This window comes from Thermostichus sp. OS-CIW-32 (genome assembly GCF_054060415.1).
On the sequence record NZ_JBSSDD010000010.1, the window covers coordinates 63,349 to 84,268 of the forward strand.

The following is a 20,920-nucleotide window of genomic DNA, read 5'->3' on the forward strand; positions in this document are numbered from 1 at the left end:
AGAGAGGGGGTGCCTCAATACTCGCTTAGAAGAGCTTCCACAAACTCGTAGCTGGAAAAAGGCCGCAGATCTTCTAGCCCCTCGCCGGCGCCGATAAAGCGGATGGGTAGGTTCATCTGCTGCGTAATGGCCAGGGCAATCCCCCCCTTGGCGGTGCTATCCAGCTTGGTCAGGATCACGCCGCTCAACTTGGCAGCCTCGGCAAATACCTCGGCTTGGCGCAACCCGTTTTGCCCTTGGGTGGCATCCAGCACCAGAAGGCTTTCTACTTTGGCTTCGGGAGCTTTTTTGTCAACGATGCGGCGGATCTTGGCCAGCTCGTCCATCAGGTTTTTCTTGTTTTGCAGACGGCCTGCCGTGTCCACCAACAGCAGCTCTGTGCCCCTGGCCTTGGCGGCTGTGATGGCGTCAAAGACCACTGCTGCCGGATCGGCATTGGGAGAGGGATTGGCGATCACCTCTACCCCTGCTCGCTCTGCCCAAACCTTGAGCTGCTCCACAGCAGCAGCCCGAAACGTATCAGCAGCAGCAATCAGACAGCGGTACCCAGACTCGCGGGCGACATGGGCAATTTTGCCAATGGTGGTGGTCTTGCCCGCCCCATTCACCCCGACAATCAACCAAATGTTGAGCGTGTCCCGTTGTGGGGCAAAGGTGGGATCCCCCACTGTCAACATCTGCCGCATCTGCTGCTTGAGGTATTTGACGGCCTCCTCTGGGGGCACCACCTCCTCTCGCATACGCTTTTGTAGGGCTTGGATGATCCGCTCGGTGGCGTCGATCCCCACATCGGCCTGCAGCAACAGGGCCTCAATTTCTTCCACAGCCTTCTGATCCAGGGGGCCGCGGCCTACCAGGGCTTTCAACTGGTTGATCAGGTTAAGGCGGGTTTTGCCCAAGCCTCGCCGCAGCTTTTGCAGCCAGGAGATTTCCTCAACGGAAATCTCTTCCGGTTTGCGCCCTTGGGCCGCCAAGATCTCGGCTGACCAGCGGAAGCCCTCATCGAAGACCAGCTCTTCCGGCCCAGTCTCTGGAGAAGGAGCAACCGCTGCAGTCGCCGCCTCGGGTTTGGGCTCATCCACGGCGCTGGCTTGCAGGGCTTGGAGACGCTCAGCAGCACGGGGAGCCAGATCGAAAAACGAGGGAGCTGCCGCCGGCTGCACAGGGGGCGATTCTGGAGATGCTGGTTCTTGTGTTGGAGTGGAGGACTGGACGGGTTCACGGGGTTCTGCTTGGGCAAGTGGGCCGGAGTCCTCAGTCGAGGCCGGTGGCTGCAGCTGGACGGATTCTGCAGGGATCCCTTCCGCCGGCGCAGGTGGGACAGAGTCCTGGGTTGCCGGTGGGGCTTGGGCAGCAGCACGGGCCTTCAGGTTGGCATAGGCGGCTTTGGCAAAAGCCAAATAGTCTTCAGGGGAGATCTCCGCCGGTTCTGTGGCTGGCGCGGGGGCTGGTGGCGAAGACTCCGCTTCACCAGGAGAGTCGGTAGAGTCGGTATAGCGGCGGCGAAACCAATCGAAGGCCATAATCCCATCTCCAGCCTGGCTGATCTTTATCCAGTTTGACAGAGCAGCTCTCCTGCTAGAGCGCAGCCCTGGGGAGCTCATCCCTGCTCAATGGGGATCCCCGTTAGCGGGACGAGGTCCTTTCCAACCCTTCCACCCGCACAAACCCAATCACCTGCAACTGGTCAGGCTCTATCTCTAGGCTGAGCACCCGCATCAGGATCCCAATCTCTTCCAGCTCTTGCAGGTCAAGCACCTCATTGAGCCCGCCCAAAAACGCTGCTGAGATCTCATCGGGAACCCGCACAGAACCGATCACAAACTCCGGATTCTCCAGCTTTAGGCTGCGCCCTTCTTCCACGCGGATCCCAGCGTTGAACACCACCTCCACTGCTCGCGTTGGCTGGACGGAGTCCTTCTGCTCGGTACCGCCGTCTTCCTCCACCAAAAGGGCAGAGAGCTGAATGCGGTTGGGATCCGAAAACTCGACTCGAGGCTGACGCAGATCAAAACGGCGAGCTTCCCTTCCAGCTCCCCCAAAGGGCAGATCGGCGCGGAGATCCTGAAACTGGCGGAGCACCTCTGGCATGTTGAGGGCAGCATTCAAGTCCTCTTCCCGCACCAACACCCGTACCGCCGCTTGCAGAGGTCGCGCCAGGCGCAAGGGAGCCCCCTGGAAAAAAGAGGGGTCAATTGCCACCGGATCAGTTTCCAGCTCCAGAAGCTCGATGCGGGGAAAGGGCGCTCGATAGAGCCCGCGACCGGCAATCAGCAGGCGATCCGCTTGGCCATTCAGCAGTCGGTAATTGGGCTGGCTTTGAATACGCACCTCCAAAACCTCTGCCCGATCCAACTGATCCAGCAAAAGCTGCCGCGCCGTCTGATCCGCCAGATAGCCCGCTCCTCCTCCCAAGCTCGCCAACAGCCCCAAGAGAACCGCCAGGATCTCCATGCTCACTGCCCTGCTGTGCCCTAACCTAGGTTAGCAAGGGGATCCCTGGCCCCCCTTGGGGATCTGGGCTAGCGCAGCACCTTGAGGGGGCTGGCCTCAATGGGTCGGTTGCCCATAAAGGTTTTGGCAATTTTCAGGCCATCGGCCATTATCGGCCGATTGAGCGCGGGGTCATGGATGAATTTGGCCCCAGAGGCAACCGTTGGGCGTCCCTCACCCCAGGTGTCCACGACTTTGAGAGTTGCAGCAGCAACTGGACGTCCGTCGGCATAGTAATCCACCACTTTCAGGGTTGAAGCCCCAACCGGACGGTGGTCAATCTCAATTTCGCTGAACTTGACAGGGCTGGGAAACACGGGCGGGCCGGATTTCTCCCCCAGCAGTACCGGCATCTGAGCAGCCGCAGAGGCCCCATCAGCAGGCAGGGGAGCCAGGTTTAGAGCGTTACCCGTTTGCGTTAGCGGGAGGGCGTCCTTTCCCATAGAAGAAGCCTCTTGCTCTGGAAGCGTGCCGGAATGACCATTTGGAACGGCCATAAGAAACTCCTGAGTTGGTAGAGATAATGAACAAAACAGGACGGGAAAGGGCAGGAAGCTAGATCCCAGTGGAGCGCTGCAGAAGAGGGATATCTTTGGCAAGGCTAAAGGCCGGCCTTTCCAGGTTCAAATGAGTGAGACTGAATCTCGAATCTAAAGATATTCTAAACCAAAGTTTGGCATGGGATCCGCCGGCTGTGACCCAACGGTTCCTGAGACGATGCCGGCCAGTCGCGTTAGCGTTGCGCAGCTATGACGTCCTCTTCGCTTCAGCCACTCCCTGGCAAAATCCAAAGCGGACGGTACACTAGTGAGTTAGCAAAGTCTATGGCAGGGATCCCCTATTCCTATTGGCGCTGGGCAAGGTGGCCGGCACCGGCTCTGTGGGCGTTGCTGCTTTGGTTTGCTCCTGCAGCTCGAGCTTCTACCCTGGACGCGCCCCCATTTGACCTGAATATCGATCTGGCGGCCTAAGCTCACCTCTTGGGCATCGTTCAACTGGCTCACCTGCAGCCACTGAAGGCCATGAATCAGCAAACGGCCCAGATCTTGGGCATGGGCAGGGGATCCCATCCCAGATGCCGCAAGAATGCTGAGTAGGGCAATGGCGACCGGTCTCACCGCCCGAGAACTCCACCCCTTGGAGAGGAGAGGATCCTGTCCTGCTGGCGCGAGCAGCCTGAGGGTGTGGCGAGGTTTCAACATCAGGAATTGGCTCCATCAAGTACCCTCAAGTTAGCGATCCCGAAGCAAGATTGTCCTGCCACCCAAGCGAAACCGCTTTGCTATCAAGGGCAACCGCCGAGAGAGTTTCCCCTGGCTTGGGGGAATGGAATAGGATAGGGCTCTATATTCAGGCAGACGTTTAAGGGCGGTCATGACGGGATCCCCTACATGGAACCCTGAAATCTCCCCAGCTACCCCATCTCCAGACTCCTGGGCCACGGGCAGCGTTTACTTTCGGTCGGATGCCCAGGGGATCCATCTGCACTTGCCCAGCACCTTGCCTTGGGAGGAGCTTTGGGAAAACCTGGTTTGGCAGTTGCGCAGCCGCAAACCCTACTGGGCCGGAGTCGCTCCCCTCACCCTCTGGAGCCAGCAGCGAGAGCTGGACATGCCCACCCTACAACTTCTTGCTGCCCTATTGTCTCAGCATGGACTGCAACTGTGGCGCGTTCAAACTCGATCCCGCTCGACAGCCATCGCAGCAGCAACGTTGGGCTATTCTGTGGAGCAATCTTCCCTTTTGGAGGCAGTTCCCCTTGCTCCCCCAGACACCACACCTCTGTACCTACGTTCGACGGTGCGCTCTGGCATGTCCGTGCGTCACAGAGGATCCGTATTCCTGTTGGGGGATCTCAACCCCGGCGGCGAGATCATTGCTGGAGGAGATATTTGGGTTTGGGGACGCTTGCGGGGCCTGGTTCACGCGGGGGCCAACGGCGACAAGGGGGCTGTAATCTTGGCATTGCAGTTGGAGCCCACTCAGTTGCGCATTGCCAATCAGGTGGCCCGTCCGCCAGAAGGTGGATCCCTGCCCAACACCCCTGAAGTGGTTTACCTACAGGAAGATGTCATCTGCATCGCCAGCCTTCAGGATTTTCTGCGGAGAGGAGTATGAGCCGAGTCATTGTCATAACCTCTGGTAAAGGTGGAGTCGGCAAAACCACCGTGACGGCCAACCTGGGCACTGCCTTGGCGCGCTTGGGTCGCTCGGTGGTGGTGGTGGATGCAGACTTTGGCCTGCGCAACCTGGATTTGCTGCTGGGGCTGGAGAATCGGGTGGTGTACACAGCCCTAGAGGTGATCGCCGGGGAATGTCGCCTCGAGCAAGCTTTGGTGAAAGACAAGCGCACCCCCAATCTCTCGCTGTTGCCGGCAGCCCAAACCCGCAACAAAACGTCGGTGAATCCGGATCAGATGCGCCAGTTAATCGAGAAGCTGGCCAGCAGCCATGACTATGTGCTGATCGATTGTCCTGCTGGGATCGAGCAGGGGTTTCGCAATGCCATCGCCGGAGCCAACGAGGCCATCATCATCACCACCCCAGAAGTGGCAGCGGTGCGGGATGCAGATCGCGTGGTGGGCTTGTTGGAAGCCGCCCAGATTTCATCGACTCAGCTGATTGTCAACCGCCTGCGCCCGGACATGGTGGCAGCCGGCCAGATGATGTCGGTGGAAGATGTGGTCGAGGTGCTGGCCATCCCGTTGGTGGGTATTATTCCAGAAGACCGCGAGGTGATCGTCTCCACCAACAAAGGGGAGCCCCTGGTTCTCTCCGCCAATCCAACTCTGGCTGCTCAGGCCATCCAGCGCATTGCCCGACGGCTGGAAGGGGAAACAGTGGACTTCCCCAAGATGGCCAGTTTGGGCGAGTCCTTTTGGGAGCGGGCCAAACGGTTTTTAAACCAAAAGGTGCTCTGACGACTGTTCCATCTCTAATTCATCCAGGTTGCAATGGCAATTTTGACCTGTTTACAACTGAGTAACAAAGCCAACAAAACCTATGCTCCTCGATTTTTTGGATCAGCTTTTTTCTCGGCACTCCGGCAACAGCCGCCAGCAAGCCAAGCAACGGTTGAAGCTGATCTTGGCCCATGACCGCGCTGACCTCACCCCGGCGGCGCTGGAATCAATGCGCCTGGAGATTTTGGGGGTGGTGTCCCGCTATGTGGAGCTGGATTCAGAAGGGATGCAGTTTCACTTGGCCACGGAAGGGGGAACGACTGCTCTTATTGCCAATCTGCCTATCCGTCGCGTTAAGCCCTTAGAGACCGGTCTCAGCCGCTCAGAAGGCGAGAAAGCCTAGAAGGGGAGATTTCTGGCAGCATGTTAATTGGCCTTCATTCCAACAGGGCTCCCAATGCCAGAGTGGTCGTCAAGCTCGCTCTGTGATAGGTTGAGGTAAGTCGTGTGTACTGTAGAAAGAGTGGAGCTGGGTGTAGCTTTTGCAACTTTATGGAGCCAGCACACAGAGGTTAACTAAATGTTAACTCTGCATGTTCGAGCTCATGAACTGCTGACGTGATGGGCAGAGCCACCTTGACGATTGGAGACTTTCCAGCAGTCTGTATTGGCGTTAGCGTTGCGGAGTAATAACGACGTTAACGATGGAAACAATGAGAGGGTTGGCGTTCAGTAGCTGGAAAGGTAAGGGCTCCGTCCCGCTATTGCGTTCGGTTAAGCCTCAATATGCAAGATTCATTTGAGCTGACGATCCTGTTTACGCTAGCCCTGGTGGCTGGGATCGCTGCTCAGGTGCTGGCCAATTTTGTCAAAGTGCCCAGCATTGTATTCCTGCTGCTGTTTGGCCTGTTGCTGGGACCAGATGGTTTGGGCTGGGTTCATCCCCAAGTCATGGGATCCGGGCTGGAAGCGCTGGTGTCGTTGGCGGTGGCTCTGATCTTGTTTGAGGGGGGACTGAACCTGCGGCTGCAACGTCTCAATCAGGTATCCGATAGCCTGCGCAATTTGGTTTTGTTGGGATCCCTGCTGACCTTGGTGGGGGGAGCGGCAGCAGCTCACTATCTGGGGGAGTTTCCCTGGCGGCTGGCTTTTTTGTTTGGATCCCTGGTGGTGGTAACAGGGCCGACGGTGATCAACCCCATCTTGAAGCGGGTACGGGTCGATCCGGCAGTCAGCACGCTCCTGGAGGGAGAAGGGGTGCTCATCGATCCCATTGGGGCCATTTTGGCGGTGGTGGTGCTGCAGGTGGTGCTCTCCGGCCATCCCAGTTTTCTCATGGCCTTGGAACAGTTGTCCAGCCGTCTGGCCATCGGGTCGGCGGTGGGAGCGCTGGGGGGCTGGCTGATGGGATCCTTCCTGCTCTGGTCGCGGCAGTTTTTAACCGAGGAGTTGCGCAACTCGGTGGTGCTGGCAGGGGCGCTGGGGGTGTTTGCCTTGGCCCAGTCGCTGCGATCGGAGGCGGGGCTGATGGCGGTGGTGATGGCGGGCCTGGTGGTGCGGCAGAAGGCGGCCATTGCCGAGCGGGGTGTGCGGCAGTTTCACGGCCAGTTGGTGGTGTTGGCCATCTCTGTGATCTTTATCCTGCTGACTGCCACGCTCTCCCTCAAGGCGGTGTTTGCCCTGGGCTGGGGATCCCTGGCCACAGTGCTGTGCTTGATGCTGGTCATCCGCCCCTTGAGCGTGTGGCTGTGTACCTGGCGCAGCGACCTGAATTGGCGGCAGAAGCTGTTTGTGGCTTGGCTGGCTCCTCGGGGCATTGTGGCGGCTTCGGTGGCCTCCTTGTTTGCCATTCTGCTGACAGAACGGGGCATTACTGGGGGGGATGCCCTCAAGGCGCTGGTGTTTTTGACCATCTCGGTGACGGTGACGGTACAGGGGCTGACCGCGGCTTGGGTGGCCCGTTGGCTGGGTCTGGATCAGGGCAGTTCCACCATAATCATCGGCGATCATCCCCTCACCAACCAATTGGCCCAGTTGATGCGCTCGCTCAACCAGACGGTCGAGGTGATCCCGTTGGTTTCTGGGTCTTCCAAAAATGGGCACGGCAGCTACAAAGCTCCCCACCCAACAGACGGTAAGGACTCCATCCCGCCATCCCGTAAGTCCTCCACATCCCTGTCAGGAACACCGAAGCGTCGTCCAGCAGATGGCTTGCCCCCACAACTTCATTCCTCTGACGGCAACGGCACCCACAAGTCTGCCCCAAGCCAGGAAGTCGGCAAGCCAGAAGCCATCCCCGGATCCCTGCAGGAAGCTGTACTGAACGAGTCTGCTTTGTTGAAGGCCGATATCGACCATGCGGAAACTCTGTTGATCCTGACTCTGGATCCGCAGGTAAACTGGGCCATTGCCGAGTTGATGGTGAAACTCTCGGTTTCGGCCACCATCTGGACGGTGTTGCTGCCGGATATGCCCATCTCAGAAGGGATCCGCACCTTGCAGCCTTCCTTCCCCCAACTGCAGCGCTGGGCCGGCTATCTGGAGGCCAACCGGGCTGAGCTGCGCTCGATCACCCTACCCACGTTGGCAGACCTGGGCCTGCCTCTCCCTTTATCGCTACGTGACGCTTCTGCGAATGCGGCCTCAACCCTGCCGGAGGCAGTGCGGAGCAATAAAGCTGATGTCTTGACGGCTCAAGAGTCGTTCCCGACAGCGGTGCGGAGCGCTTTTTCAGCACCAGCGCTGCCCAATCCCTTCCTGGCCCAGATGGGACTGGAGGATCCCACCCTTGAACGGCTGCGGGATCAGTTTGCCTATCGAATCAAAGCCGATCTATGCCTGCCCTTGTTGTTGGTGCGCCCGCAGCGGCTGAGGAGCGGCTCATCTCGACCGGGTCGGCTCTTCTACCTGCCTGAGCCAGACATTTGGCGACGCGGGGATCGCATCTACTACCTGGAGCGCGTTTCCAGCCCTGTGGATGCCGGTGTTCTCTCCGCCAAAGAGCCTGATTCCCAAGAATGGGATCCGTCCGCAGCCGTTCACACTCGCGTTCGCGACAGTGGTGCGGAGCACAACAGTGGGATAGAGTCTTTGTTGCCGCCCCAGTATGTTGAGGGCGTCAAGCTCCACTTTGATCTCTAGCCAGCCAGCGGCCACTGGGGATGAGGGAACACCCCTGCACCTGCTCAGGCCGACCCAGATAAACCCAGGCAAAGGTGCCGCTATCCAACTGCACCCACTGCCGTTCGTACACCCGCGGGTGGTCTTCCAGCTCGTCCAATCGGGGCAATAGACTCAAGGGGATGCGGTAGCACTCGCCGTAGAGCCGGTTTCGGCCACGAACTGCCATCGGGTAGGGGCCGAGACTGTAAAGATCAATGTGGTTGAGGCTGTCTGTCCCCAAAAATTCTGCCCCCTGCAGCAAGCTGTGGTATTGGCCGCCCCGCAGCAGGGATCCGTAGACAAAAACCACTGTGGTCGGTTGCATAGCGTTGCGGAGTAATACAGCTGCTTCACAGTGCCTTGAAAATTAGGGAGATTGCGTCCATTTTTGGCCAATGCGCGGCTCCGACCCGGCCAGTAGGCGCTCGATGTTGCGCCGATGAGCACCGATCACATACACCCCGCCCGCCAACGCAAACAACAAATAGGGCAAAGGTTGAGCTGTTGCCCACATCACCACCGGAGCCGCCACTGCCGCCAGCAGGGAGCTGAAGGAAACGATGCGGGTGAGGGCGAGCCCCAGCAGCCAGACGCCGAAAGTTGTCAGGGCTACTGGCCAAGCCATAGCCAACAAGATCCCCAGGCTGGTGGCCACCGATTTGCCCCCCCTGAAGCCCAGCCAGCAGGAACGGCTATGGCCGATCACTGCGAACAATGCCGCCAAAACCACCCACCACGCGGATCCCAAGGCCGATCCCAGAGCCACTGCTGCTGCCCCCTTGGCAGCATCCACCAGCAACACCAGCAGGGCGGGCCCCTTGCCCAACGTCCGCAACACATTGGTTGCTCCGGTAGAGCCGGATCCCTGTTGGCGAATATCGATGCCTCCCCACCAACGACCTACCCAATAGCCGGTTGGAATGGATCCCAGGAGATAGCCCCCCAGCACCGCAAGAAGAGCCGTAAGCAATGCAGGCATAGCAGGATCTGGAACGCTCTTCCCTCACTTTGCCACAGGGTCTGAGCTGCAGCCGGGATCTTGCCCCGTCCAGGAGCTTTTGGCTGTTTGCGGCCTCGTCTGCAGCACCGTTACGTTCGCGCCAGCGGTGCGGAGCACTTTCCCCCTGCCGTGGGCCCCGAAGAGGCGGGACAGAGTTCTCTCCACCCAATATCGAGAGTCGCTAAATATCGAGAGCCGCCAGATCCAAATGGGCACTGTGGGCCTCAATAAACTCCCGTCGGGGACCAACAGCATCTCCCATCAAGATGGTGAAAATGCGATCCGCCTCCACCGCATCTTCGATGGTGATTTGTTTGAGGGTGCGCGTTGCCGGGTTCATGGTGGTCTCCCAAAGTTGTTCGGGCATCATTTCCCCCAGACCCTTGAACCGTTGGATGGTGTACTTGGCGTTGGCAGGCAGCCCCCGCAGGATTTGGTCTTTCTCGGCGTCGCTGTAGCAATAGCGAACATTGTTGCGGCCCCACTCGATTTTGTAGAGCGGCGGACAGGCGATATAGACATAGCCCTGTTCCAGAAGCGCCTTTTGATAGCGGTAGAAAAAGGTCAGCAACAGGGTGCGAATGTGGCTGCCGTCCACGTCAGCATCGGTCATGAGGATGATGCGGTGGTAGCGCAGTTGGCTGGGATCAAATTCATCCCCTTTCACCCCCAAACCCAGCGCTGTGATCATGGCCTGAATTTCGGCGTTTTTGTAGATCTTGGCGGGATCCGCCTTTTCAATGTTGAGGATCTTGCCGCGCAGGGGCAACACCGCCTGAAACTGCCGATCCCGACCTTGTTTGGCGCTGCCCCCTGCAGAGTCGCCTTCCACCAAATACACCTCAGACTCCGCCGGGTCGCGGCAACTGCAATCGGCCAACTTCCCCGGCAGCGTGGAAGATTCCAGGGCAGATTTGCGCCGCACCAATTCTCTGGCCCGCCGGGCTGCCTCGGCAGCATTGAAGGACTGGATGGCCTTATCGACGATCCCCCTGGCCACGTTGGGGTTGAATTCCAAGTACTCCGTGAGCGCCTCGGAGACGAGGGTTTGCACAATGCCCCGCACCTCGGTGTTGCCCAACTTGGTTTTGGTTTGCCCCTCAAACTCGGGGTTAGGCACCTTGACCGAGACGATGGCCGTCAACCCCTCGCGCACATTTTCTCCAGCCAGGTTGCTGTCGGAGTCTTTCAGCTTGTTGAGCTTGCGGGCTTGGCTGTTGATGGTGAGGGTGAGAGAGGTTTTCAGGCCCTCTAGGTGGGTGCCTCCTTCGTTGGTGCGGATGTTGTTGGCAAAGCCAATCAAAGTGTCGGTGTACACATCCGAGCACCACTGCAGGGCCACTTCCACCTCCACCCCATCCCGCTCCCCTTGGATGTAGATGATGTCAGAGTGGATGGGCGTTTTTTCGTGGTTGATGAAGGCCACATATTCCTTGATGCCGCCTGCATATTGATAGGTTTCGCAGTGAGGCGGATCCCGCCGCAGATCGCTGAAGGTGATTTTCAAGCCGGCATTGAGGTAGGCCAACTCGCGAAAGCGGGCCGCCAATACGGCATAGTCAAACTCTCGCTCGGGAAAGATCAGCCCATCCGGCTTGAAGCGCACCTCTGTACCCCGCCGGTTGGATCCCTTGGGTTGGGGTTCAGATTTCAGGGATCCCACCACCGCCCCGCGCTCGAAACGTTGAAAGTAAACCTTGCCCTCTCGCCAAACCGTCACCTCCACCCATTCGGAGAGGGCATTCACCACCGACACGCCCACCCCATGCAGCCCACCGGAGACTTTGTAGCCGCCACCGCCAAACTTGCCCCCCGCGTGCAGCACCGTCAGCACCGTAACCAGAGCCGACTGCCCGGTTTTGGGGTGGATGTCCACCGGAATGCCGCGGCCATTGTCCAAAACGGATACCGAGCCGTCGGGATGCAGGCTGATCTGAATATCGTCGCAATAGCCGGCCAGGGCCTCATCCACAGAGTTGTCCACCACCTCGTACACCAAATGGTGCAACCCCTTCGGCCCGGTGGAGCCAATATACATGCCAGGCCGCTTGCGCACAGCCTCCAAGCCTTCCAAAACTTGGATCTGCTCTGCACCGTAGTTTTCCGTCATTCCCAACTCCAATTCCGAAGAAGGCTCCCGGCCAAGATCAACAGAAACCCAGAAAAATTGACCTTAAAGGCCAGGAATCAGCTTATCATCAAAAAACTGTCCCCATGATAGCACAAAAGGCTAGAACGGCCACACAGGCGCTTCTGAGGGCCAAGTTCAGGATGGGATGCAGGTACGGAAGTCAGGCCGTCTTGCCGAACTCTAACCCAGAAAGCTCTCCACCAGCCCCGGCGGCGGCTGCACGTGAAGCGCGCCTTTTTCCAAGTCCACGACAGGCACCAGGGCTTTCACAAAGGGGATCAACACCTGCCGATGGTCAGAGGTCGTTATCTCCAGCACATCCTGGCCGGCTGCCAAAATCCCCGAAACCTGTCCCAGCAGCTCCCCTTGGTGATAGACGGCCAAGCCGATGAGATCGCGGTAGTGGTACTCTTCCGGCTGCAGGGGCAAGCGGTGGGAAGCCGGCACCAGCAGCCTAGCTCCTACCCAAGTCTCAGCCGCCGTTCGATCGGGGATCCCTTCCAGTCGCACCAAATAAAGACCCTTAGCCGGGAAAAACTGCCCCTCGATCAAGGGGTGCAGCAGGGGCTCGGGATCCGTATCCCGCTGCAACCAGCGTGGTCCAGGCTCTGTGAAGCGCTCTGGAAAATCCGACCAGCACCTAACCCGCAGCCAGCCCCGCAAGCCGTGGGCCGCCACCACCTGTCCCACCAGCAGCCAATCGGGATCCCGGGCCATCATGGTCGGTCAAACTCAGTCGAGCCGCGGAAAGTCCACTTCGGTTGGGAAAGAAGCCGGGGTACGCAGCTTCTGAGAGGCCGCCGCGCGAGATCCTTCCCCACCCTTGGCCACGTCCACCATGGAGAGCAGCCCTTGCAGGGTGCCAGGGATCGAATTGGGATCCATGAAGATTACCTTGGCGCTGGGACTGCTGCCTACCTTGAAGCCCATGTCGATATAGTTTTGCGCCATCAGGTATTGCAACGCATTGGCTGCCTCTGGATTCTCTTGCAAAGTGGCGGCGATGGTCTTGATGGCTTCAGCCGTGCCCTCAGCCAACAGCAGCCGCTCCCGTTTCTCCGCTTCTGCCCGCAATAGCTGCGCCTTGGCGGCCCCAGCCGCTTGGTTGATGCTGGCCTGCTGCTCCCCTTCTGATTTCAGAATGGCGGCCCGCTTCTCCCGCTCGGCAGCCATCTGCTTTTCCATCGAGTCTTGCACAGTCTTAGAGGGTTGAATGTCCCTGACTTCCACGCGGGTGATCTTGATCCCCCAGGGATCTGTGGCCTCGTCCAGCTCTGTCAAAAGGCGGGCGTTGATCTCGGCGCGGGAGGAAAAGGTTTGATCCAAATCCATGCGGCCAATTTCTGCCCGCAGAGCCGTCAGCACCAGGTTAACCAAAGCCCGCTGCACGTCCTCCACCGCATAGCGGGCCTTGATCATGTCGGTGATGCGCCAATAGACCACCGCATCGGCCATCAAAGAGACGTTGTCGCTGGTGATGCACTGCTGAGGAGGCACGTCCAACACCTTCTCGCGGATGGTTTCCTGGAACACAATCCTATCGATAGGGGGAAGAATAAAGTGCAATCCTGGGGTCAGCTTGCGATGAAACCTGCCCAAACGCTCCACCAATGCCTCATACCCCTGGCTGATGATTTTGACCGAGTTGAACAGGTAGCCGACAAAGATCAGGGCAATGGCCGCTAAGATACCTGGCATAGGGCTTTTCTCCTAAGGGGGAGTTCAGTCCCCATTCTAGACGGTTGCTGGGACTGCTCCCTTAGCTCGATCACATCTCAACAGAAACGCGATGGACCAAGTATGATCTGCAGCTCTGCGGAACGTCTGGAGCTTCTTAAGATTTTTCGGGCCGCAACCGACAACTTGAGGCCACCCATCAGAAGTCTAGTGAGGGGATCCCGTCTATGAAACTGAGCAGCAGGAATCTAGAGGTTGGTTTGGGCAAAATCTATGACGTGATTGTGGCCGGAGGGGGAGCAGGGGGGTTGTCGGCGGCAATCTATCTGGCTCGTTATGGATTGAGTTGCCTGGTGGTGGAGAAGGGCAGAGGCCGCTCTTTTTGGATGCAGGATTTGCGCAATTATCTGGGCTTGCCCCCGACCACTCCAGGGCGAGAGCTGTTGCGACAGGGAACAGAGCACGCCCTCAGTTTAGGGGTAGATTACCTGCGCGGCTTCGTGGAAGATGCCACCGATGAGGGAGACCTCTTTGCGGTCAAAGTCAAGGTGGGAAAAGTTAACAGCCTCTACCCCATTTTTCGGAGCAAATATCTGATTGCAGCAACCGGCATTATGGACGAGCTGCCTCAGTTGTCGGATATGCAGAATGTTTACGACTACGCCGGCTATTCACTGCATGTCTGTATGATCTGCGACGGCTATGAAATGCGAGATCAAAAGGCAGTGTTGATCGTCAATTCGGAAGATCGGATCAATACAGCTTTTGTCCTCAACTGGTTTACACCCTATATCTCGGTGTTGACCCACGGCCTCTGCTCGGTCGGCCCCGACATGCGCAAAAAACTGGCGGATCATGGCTACCCCCTCTACGAATCTCCTATTCGCCGCTTTCTTGGAGAAAACCATCAATTGCAGGGTGTGGAGTTGGAAGATGGCACTTACATCGAAGCAACTACCGGCTTGGTGGCGATGGGCGCCAGATACCACAATGCCTATTTGAAAGGGATCCCCGGCTTGAAATGGCAAGGGGAAAACCTGCTGACCGACGAGTGGTGTCGCACTGCTCATCCGCGGCTGTTTGCACTGGGCGATTTGAAGCAGGGCCTGAACCAAGTGTCGATTGCGGTTGCCGATGGCACCTTAGCTGCCACAGCCATTTGGCGGGACATCCGACGGGCCTCACCTGCACGTAAATGGGAAGAGCGCCTGCTCTCGCCACCTGGGATCCCAGGGCCTTCCGGATCCTCACTAAATTGATGGGCTCTATCGAGCTCAGGTAGCTTCTGTCCTATGATTGGTTGCGAAGGATTAAGCCATTCCATGCACTCTCTGAAAGCGTTGAAAGCGTTGATATTTTGCCTAGCCTTCCTACTGGTTGGACTGATCTACTACTGCACGGTAGAGGCCCAGCCTCTTTTTGAGCTGAACCTGACGGCCACCTCGGAATACAACCTCATTCTCCCCATTGAAAGCATTCGGGTGGTGCGCGGCGCCAATCCCCAAGATTTGCTCATTTATCTATCAGCTCCTTCTGCAGCCTGGATCCATCAAGAAGAGGTGAACGGGCACTATTTGATTGACATCCCCTACGGAGTCATTACCCGTACAACAACCGTCGAGGTCGCTTCGGATCTGCCCTATCGGCTGAGCTGGGGCAACCAAAATGAGCAGACGGGGCGTTTACTGATTACCCCTGCTCCCCCTCGTGTGGAGGTGTTTCTGCAGCATAGCTGGATCCCGGATCCCGACTTTCTCGATCCGGCAGAAAACAGCCAACCTTTGCAACTGCCCTTGGAAGAAATGCTGGGGCCTTTACTGGAGGTGCCGCCTCGTTCTGCCTTTCTGACCATTGATGATGGCCCCTGGCCCCAATCCACCCCCCGACTTTTACAGGTTTTGGATGATCTTCAGATCCCGGCCACTTTCTTTGTTATCGGCACCCACGTTTCCCGATTTCCAGAATTGGCTCAATTGATCCAGGCCCATCACCACACCCTAGCCAATCACACTTTTACCCACGATTATCAACGTCTCTACGGAAGCAACGAGCTGTTTTATGCTGAGGTGGATCAGACAACCCAACTGCTCAAAGCGTTGAACTTGGATCCCCAACTGGTTGTTCGCCCACCGGGAGGTTTTCGCCTAGACTCTGCTTTGCGCCATTCTTTAGAGCAGGCAGGGTATCGCGTTCTTTACTGGAACATGAGCGCAGAAGATGCCTACGCCGGCCAAAGTGCAGCCCAACTTTTGGAGCGCATTCGAGCCCAGTTGCCGGCGATCCAAGCTTCCGAGCGGCCCCTGGTTTTGCTGCTGCACGATCGCTGGCCCCACACTGCAGAGGCCCTGCCGGATATCGTCGCCGCCATTCAAGAGGCGGGCTATCGCTTTTTGCCTTGGCCGGCCTTCAGGGATCCCGTTTGAAGGGCTGGCAACAGGTTTTCTGGCTTGAGGACTCCGACCCGCCTTTGCCGGCTGGGGATGTTCAAAGAAGGGCTGCATCTCGCTCAGCTCAGCAGCGTTGCCCAGAGATAACGGAGGCCTGTGCCTTGACAAGCTTTTCCCCAAGTAGCACATTGAAGGTTTACAGGACTTGGCTGCGGGCCGAGAAAGATGAGCGAGAGGACATTATTCGATAAGGTGTGGGATGCCCATACGGTGCGGATTTTGCCCTCTGGGCAGACGCAGTTGTTCATCGGCCTGCACCTGATCCACGAGGTGACCAGCCCGCAGGCTTTTGCCATGCTGCGGGAGCGCCATCTGCCGGTTCTGTTTCCCGAGCGGACGGTGGCCACAGTGGATCACATCATTCCCACCGACAACCGGGCACGGCCTTTTGCGGATCCCTTGGCAGAGGAGATGATCCAGGAATTGGAGCGCAATTGCCGGCAATACGGCATCCGCTTCTACAACAGCGGCTCCGGTCGGCAGGGGATCGTGCATGTGATTGCCCCGGAGCAGGGGTTAACTCTGCCGGGGATGACCATTGCCTGTGGGGACAGCCACACCTCTACCCACGGGGCCTTTGGGGCCATTGCTTTTGGGATCGGCACCAGCCAGGTGCGAGACGTATTGGCCACCCAAACTTTGGCTTTGTCCAAGCTCAAGGTGCGCCGCATTGAGATCCACGGCAAGTTGGGGCCGGGAGTTTACGCTAAGGATGTAATTCTGCACATCATCCGCAAGCTGGGGGTCAAAGGCGGGGTGGGCTACGCCTACGAGTATGGGGGCAGCGCCATTGAAGCCATGAGCATGGAAGAGCGCATGACCCTCTGCAACATGTCCATCGAGGGAGGGGCCCGCTGCGGCTACGTTAACCCCGATGGGGTGACCTTTGAGTATTTGCGGGGGCGAGAGTTTGCCCCACAGGGATCGGATTGGGAAGAGGCGGTAGCCTGGTGGAGAAGCCTGGCCAGCGATGGCGATGCCCGCTACGACGATGTGGTGGTCTTCCAAGCCGCAGATATTGCGCCGACGGTTACTTGGGGGATCACCCCCGGCCAAGGGATTGGGGTGGATGAGCGGATCCCTGCCCCAGAAGATCTGCCGGAAAGCGAGCGGGAACTGGCCAAAGAGGCCTATGCCTACATGGACTTGCAGCCGGGGGATCCCATTGTAGGGACACCGGTGGATGTCTGCTTCATCGGCAGTTGCACCAATGGCCGCTTGAGCGACCTGCGGGAGGCAGCCAAGATTGCCAAGGGGCGGCGGGTGGCCCCAGGGGTGAAGGCGTTTGTGGTGCCCGGCTCAGAACGGGTAAAGCAGGAAGCAGAACAGGAGGGCTTGCGGGAGATCTTCGAGGCGGCAGGGTTTGAGTGGCGGGATCCCGGTTGCTCCATGTGTTTGGCGATGAACCCGGATCGGTTGGTGGGGCGCCAGATCAGCGCCTCTTCTTCCAACCGCAACTTCAAGGGCCGCCAGGGATCCCCCAGCGGGCGTACTCTGCTCATGAGCCCGGCTATGGTGGCCGCAGCGGCAGTCAGCGGCAAGGTGGTGGATGTGCGGACGCTGCTCTAAGCAACTGTCTCCTAGGTATAGCGGGGACTGGATTTGAACCAGTGACCTTCGGGTTATGAGCCCGACGAGCTACCAGGCTGCTCTACCCCGCGGCGCTTTTCTAGCCTAGCTTGTCCTCCGGCTAACCGGCAAGCCTACACCTTGAGTTTCGCCGGGCATTCTCTTCGGGGATCCCCGTCGCACCTGGATGAGCTGGGCGGTGATGCTGATGGCAATCTCGGCGGGGGTTTCGGCGTGGATCTCCAGGCCAATGGGGGCAAAGAGCCGACTGAAGGCGGTCTCCGGGATCCCTTCCTGGGCCAGGGTTCGCAGTACGGTTTGTACCCGCTTGCGGCTGCCGATCATCCCCAGGTAGTGGGGGGTCAGGCCGGAGTGGTAGATGGCCCGCAGGATTTGGCAATCGAGGCTGTAGCTGCGGGTCACAAGAGCGATGTAGAGCTGCGGGATCCTGTGCAGATGGGGGATAAGTTGGGCAAAGGGTTCTGAGCACAGCCGCTCGGCAACGGGAAAGCGCTGAGGGGTTACCCAGTCCGGGCGATCGTCCTGAACCCAAATGCGAAAGCCGGCCAAATGGGCGATCTGGGCCAGGGACAGGCCGCAGTGGCCCGCTCCGACGATCAGCAGGGTGGGGGAAGGGAGAAGGGGCTCAACCCAGGATCCCGCGAGGAGCTGTGGGCGGGATGGCAGGGGGGCAAAGTGCTCCGCACCGCTGTCGCTAAGGCTGAGGTAGGGGAACCCCTGAGGATGGAGGGGAGTGATCAGCCAAGCCCTTGGCCCTTGGGTCAGAGCCTGGAGGATCTGGGCCACCAACGTTTGGGCAAGGGATCCCTGCCATCGCTGTAGCCAAATGTGCATCCGTCCCCCGCAAACGCCCAAGGGAGGGCTGTTGAGATCGAGGGAAACCGGCATCCCAGCTGGCCAGGACTCCGTCTTGCCGAAGTGCTCCGCGCTGCTCTCGCCATCGCCAACGGGAACGGCAGCCTGCAAAAGGGTTTGCGCTCGGGCAATGACTTCCGCTTCGGCAGCCCCACCGCCAACAGTGCCCAACAGGGTGCCATCGGATCCCACAGCCAGTTTCGCCCCCGCCTGGCGAGGCACAGATCCCTGGGTGCGGATCACGGTGGCCACCACCAGCGGCCCGCGGGAGAGCATATCTGCCAACTGTCGGTAAAAGGTCTCGTCCACCTCAGCCTCGGTTATGCCTACGGCACCCTAGCGGGAACGGTCAGGGACTCAATGATCAAGAAAGCCCCTCTAGGATGGCCTGATGGAAGGCAACCCGGAAAGCCTGGAACCCGTTCTCCCGCCGACCGTGGTAGACGGCGTTGGTGAGCAGCGCCACCACTAGTTCCCGCTCTGGATCGATCCACAGAGAGGTTCCGGTGAAGCCGGTGTGGCCGAAGGCGCTGGGGCTGAACGGGGAGCTGCTGGCCAAGGGATCCGGGGAGCGCAAGGCAAACCCCAAACCCCGGCGCTCGTGACAGCGGTGGGCATCCCCTTGCTGAGGCAACTGCTCGCGGGTCATTTCCCTCACCGTTTGGGGCTGCAGCAGGGATCCCGTCAAAAAACTCTCTCCGAAAGCGGCTACTTCCTCTGCCGTGGCGAATAGTCCGGCATGGCCGGCGATCCCGCCCAGGCGGGCGGCATTTTCGTCGTGAACCTGCCCCTGTAGGCGGCGCTTTCGCCAAGGACACAGCTCGGTGGGGGCACAAGAGACAGAGACAGGGGGTGGGTCAAAGGGATCCCCTGGATAAAACTGAGTTTGGCTCAGGCCCAGAGGCTGCAAGATCCGGGCGTACAAGATCTGATCCAGAGGGGTTCCGCTCAGACGTTCCAAAGCCAGCCCCAGCAGGATCAATCCAAGATCGCTGTAGACTCTGCGGGATCCCGGCCTGTAGGCCAAAAAGGTGTGCAGGGCCATGTGCCGGGCCGATTCGGCATCGGGCTGTCGAAAAAGGGGTCGCCAGGCGGGCAAACCGGCGGTGTGGGCCAGCAACTGTCGCACCGTCACCTGTTCTGCTGCAACAAGCTGGCCTAAGGATTCCGGTTCCACAGCTATCCATTCCCCTGGTTGCAGAGGATCTTCATAGGGGGCAATGGGGCGGGATCCCTGAAACTCCGGCAACAGGAGACTGACCGGTTGATCCAGCAGCAACGCTCCGGCTTCCACCAGGGCCATGCAGGCGGTGGCGGTGTAGAGCTTGGTCAGCGAGGCCAGGTCAAAACGGGTGGCCGAGGTTGTCGGTTGGCGCCGGGTCTCAGGGTCGAGATGGCCTGCCGCCCTTGAGTAAATACACCTTCCCTTGTGGCGGATGACCACCTGGGCAGCGGGGAAAAGGTGGGGAATGGCAGAGTTGAGCAGCCCCTCCAGCAAGGCTGGATCCCAACCCATCTGCTTCTCCTCCTGGCTTGGGGATCCCCAGTCCAACAAACAACTTGTAACGGTGTTTACAAAAGCCTACCGCTTCCCCAGCTAGGATGCCACCACGGCAGGCTACATCATCAAGGGATCCCAGGTGCGGCTGGAGTTGTTGCAAGCCTTTTTGAACGTGGTGGAAACAGGTAGCTTTTTGGCCGCTGCTCGCCTCAGCGGTCTGACCCAATCGGCTATTAGCCGCCAGATCCAGGCCCTGGAGGAAGCGGTGGGGGCTCCGCTGTTGCATCGCAAAAGCCCGGTGGCTCTAACCGTAGCTGGGGAACGGCTTTTGCCCCATGCCCGTCGCATCTGTCAGGAATGGCAGCGGGCTCAGGAAAGCATTCGAGAATGGCTGCAGGGCCAGCAAACCGAGCTCTGCATTGCTGGGATCCATTCTCTGATCGCCCATCAACTGCCGCCGGTGCTGCAACAGTTTTGCCGGGAGTACCCAGAGGTGCAGTTGCGGGTTACCGCTCTGGGCAGCGACCGCGCCTTGAAGGTGCTCAGGGATGGGCTGGTGGACGTGGCCCTGGTAATGGAGAATCCCCTGATGACCCGGGGGGCAGAACTGGTGGTGGAGCCACTGTACTCGGAGCCAATTCAAGTATTGATGCCCGCCACCCATCCCCTCAGCCGCTACGAGCGGATCCCCTGGAAGGTGCTGGCGGAGTATCCCCAGGCCGTGTTCAAGGATGGCTATGCCATGCGCTCCTTGGTGGGATCCCATCTGGCCCGACAGGGGCTTCCCCTGAAAGCAGCCCTGGAACTGAACACCTTGGATGCCTTTCGGGGGGTGGTGCGACAGGGGCAGCTCATTGCCCTCCTGCCGGAGTCGGCCCTGGTGGACTGCTGCGCCGATCCGGATTTGCAGGTGCGGCCCACCGAGCCCCCCCTCTTGAGGCGACAGGTGGTTATGGTCACCACCAGCGATCGCTATCGGATCCCTCCCATTCGCCGGTTTTTGCAGTTGGCCGCCCAGCTGATTAGGCAGTCTGGTAATGCTGAGCCTGCTTCCGGCGCAGATCCCCATTGGCCCTCTGCTGGGCTGTTGTCGGTTTTGTAGAGACCTTTTGTAGAAATTTCTGGTCAAATACCCATATCGGTAGTTTCAAGTGTTCCGCC

At 59.0% G+C, this 20,920-nt stretch carries 19 protein-coding genes and 1 tRNA gene; 9 read left to right on the forward strand and 11 right to left on the reverse strand.

The window, feature by feature from the left end; all coding sequences use genetic code 11:
* Window positions 1–14 precede the first annotated feature (14 nt).
* The 3 genes from ftsY to ACVWY8_RS11110 form a co-directional block, all read right to left on the reverse strand.
* Window positions 15–1,523, reverse strand: a complete 1,509-nt coding sequence (gene ftsY / locus ACVWY8_RS11100; RefSeq protein ID WP_457394830.1) for a signal recognition particle-docking protein FtsY — start codon at window positions 1,521–1,523, stop codon at window positions 15–17.
* A gap of 103 nt (window positions 1,524–1,626) precedes the next feature.
* Window positions 1,627–2,454: an LmeA family phospholipid-binding protein gene (locus tag ACVWY8_RS11105; protein ID WP_457394832.1), complete on the reverse strand. Its 828-nt coding sequence runs from the start codon at window positions 2,452–2,454 to the stop codon at window positions 1,627–1,629.
* Between the two features lie 68 nt (window positions 2,455–2,522).
* Window positions 2,523–2,990, reverse strand: a complete 468-nt coding sequence (locus ACVWY8_RS11110; RefSeq protein WP_011431981.1) for a hypothetical protein — start codon at window positions 2,988–2,990, stop codon at window positions 2,523–2,525.
* Window positions 2,991–3,317: 327 nt separating this feature from the next.
* On the opposite strand from ACVWY8_RS11110, the gene ACVWY8_RS11115 reads away from it, so the two are divergent.
* The 5 genes from ACVWY8_RS11115 (at window position 3,318) to ACVWY8_RS11135 (ending at window position 8,537) form a co-directional block, all read left to right on the forward strand.
* Window positions 3,318–3,464, forward strand: a complete 147-nt coding sequence (locus ACVWY8_RS11115) for a hypothetical protein (RefSeq protein ID WP_414424419.1) — start codon at window positions 3,318–3,320, stop codon at window positions 3,462–3,464.
* A 403-nt stretch (window positions 3,465–3,867) separates the two neighbouring features.
* A complete protein-coding gene (gene minC / locus ACVWY8_RS11120; protein ID WP_457394835.1) occupies window positions 3,868–4,611 on the forward strand; it encodes a septum site-determining protein MinC in 744 nt (247 codons plus the stop codon).
* Window positions 4,608–5,414: a septum site-determining protein MinD gene (minD, locus tag ACVWY8_RS11125; protein WP_457394838.1), complete on the forward strand. Its 807-nt coding sequence runs from the start codon at window positions 4,608–4,610 to the stop codon at window positions 5,412–5,414. The genes minC and minD overlap by 4 nt, the downstream gene beginning before the upstream one ends.
* Window positions 5,415–5,496: 82 nt before the next feature.
* Window positions 5,497–5,799 (forward strand): cell division topological specificity factor MinE, encoded by a 303-nt coding sequence (gene minE / locus ACVWY8_RS11130; RefSeq protein ID WP_011431985.1) that lies wholly within the window; start codon window positions 5,497–5,499, stop codon window positions 5,797–5,799.
* A 383-nt stretch (window positions 5,800–6,182) separates the two neighbouring features.
* The gene (locus ACVWY8_RS11135) at window positions 6,183–8,537 is read left to right on the forward strand and encodes a cation:proton antiporter domain-containing protein (protein ID WP_457394841.1); all 2,355 of its coding nucleotides are present in this window, start codon (window positions 6,183–6,185) and stop codon (window positions 8,535–8,537) included.
* On the opposite strand, the gene ACVWY8_RS11140 is transcribed toward ACVWY8_RS11135, so the two are convergent.
* From ACVWY8_RS11140 to ACVWY8_RS11160, 5 genes are all read right to left on the reverse strand, one after another.
* Window positions 8,515–8,883, reverse strand: coding sequence for a gamma-glutamylcyclotransferase family protein (locus tag ACVWY8_RS11140; RefSeq protein ID WP_414329655.1), 369 nt, complete (start codon window positions 8,881–8,883; stop codon window positions 8,515–8,517). The two genes, ACVWY8_RS11135 and ACVWY8_RS11140, sit on opposite strands and share 23 nt — an antisense overlap.
* Window positions 8,884–8,925: 42 nt before the next feature.
* A complete protein-coding gene (gene plsY, locus ACVWY8_RS11145; RefSeq protein WP_041436109.1) occupies window positions 8,926–9,537 on the reverse strand; it encodes a glycerol-3-phosphate 1-O-acyltransferase PlsY in 612 nt (203 codons plus the stop codon).
* 202 nt (window positions 9,538–9,739) lie between these two features.
* The gene (gene gyrB / locus ACVWY8_RS11150; RefSeq protein WP_457394844.1) at window positions 9,740–11,668 is read right to left on the reverse strand and encodes a DNA topoisomerase (ATP-hydrolyzing) subunit B; all 1,929 of its coding nucleotides are present in this window, start codon (window positions 11,666–11,668) and stop codon (window positions 9,740–9,742) included.
* A gap of 201 nt (window positions 11,669–11,869) precedes the next feature.
* Complete coding sequence (gene rimM, locus ACVWY8_RS11155) at window positions 11,870–12,409, reverse strand: ribosome maturation factor RimM (RefSeq protein WP_457394847.1); 540 nt, start codon at window positions 12,407–12,409, stop codon at window positions 11,870–11,872.
* A gap of 12 nt (window positions 12,410–12,421) precedes the next feature.
* On the reverse strand, window positions 12,422–13,387 hold the full coding sequence (locus ACVWY8_RS11160) for an SPFH domain-containing protein (protein WP_011431991.1): 966 nt from the start codon (window positions 13,385–13,387) through the stop codon (window positions 12,422–12,424).
* A gap of 206 nt (window positions 13,388–13,593) precedes the next feature.
* On the opposite strand from ACVWY8_RS11160, the gene ACVWY8_RS11165 reads away from it, so the two are divergent.
* The 3 genes from ACVWY8_RS11165 to leuC all read left to right on the forward strand — a co-directional run bounded on the left by ACVWY8_RS11165 (window position 13,594) and on the right by leuC (window position 17,382).
* On the forward strand, window positions 13,594–14,625 hold the full coding sequence (locus ACVWY8_RS11165) for an NAD(P)/FAD-dependent oxidoreductase (protein ID WP_457394850.1): 1,032 nt from the start codon (window positions 13,594–13,596) through the stop codon (window positions 14,623–14,625).
* 63 nt (window positions 14,626–14,688) lie between these two features.
* Window positions 14,689–15,789 carry a polysaccharide deacetylase family protein gene (locus tag ACVWY8_RS11170; RefSeq protein WP_457394853.1) on the forward strand — a complete coding sequence of 367 codons (1,101 nt, stop codon included), beginning with the start codon at window positions 14,689–14,691 and terminating at the stop codon, window positions 15,787–15,789.
* Window positions 15,790–15,978: 189 nt separating this feature from the next.
* Window positions 15,979–17,382: a 3-isopropylmalate dehydratase large subunit gene (gene leuC / locus ACVWY8_RS11175; RefSeq protein ID WP_414343883.1), complete on the forward strand. Its 1,404-nt coding sequence runs from the start codon at window positions 15,979–15,981 to the stop codon at window positions 17,380–17,382.
* An 18-nt stretch (window positions 17,383–17,400) separates the two neighbouring features.
* Here the strand turns inward: leuC and ACVWY8_RS11180 are convergent.
* The 3 genes from ACVWY8_RS11180 to ACVWY8_RS11190 all read right to left on the reverse strand — a co-directional run bounded on the left by ACVWY8_RS11180 (window position 17,401) and on the right by ACVWY8_RS11190 (window position 19,774).
* A tRNA-Met gene (locus ACVWY8_RS11180) sits at window positions 17,401–17,474 on the reverse strand.
* Window positions 17,475–17,487: 13 nt separating this feature from the next.
* Complete coding sequence (locus tag ACVWY8_RS11185; protein WP_457394855.1) at window positions 17,488–18,567, reverse strand: XdhC family protein; 1,080 nt, start codon at window positions 18,565–18,567, stop codon at window positions 17,488–17,490.
* Window positions 18,568–18,622: 55 nt separating this feature from the next.
* Entirely contained in the window at window positions 18,623–19,774 is a 1,152-nt protein-coding gene (locus ACVWY8_RS11190) for a serine hydrolase domain-containing protein (RefSeq protein ID WP_457394857.1), read from the reverse strand.
* A gap of 124 nt (window positions 19,775–19,898) precedes the next feature.
* On the opposite strand from ACVWY8_RS11190, the gene ACVWY8_RS11195 reads away from it, so the two are divergent.
* Window positions 19,899–20,861 (forward strand): LysR family transcriptional regulator, encoded by a 963-nt coding sequence (locus ACVWY8_RS11195; RefSeq protein ID WP_414343887.1) that lies wholly within the window; start codon window positions 19,899–19,901, stop codon window positions 20,859–20,861.
* Window positions 20,862–20,920: the final 59 nt, after the last annotated feature.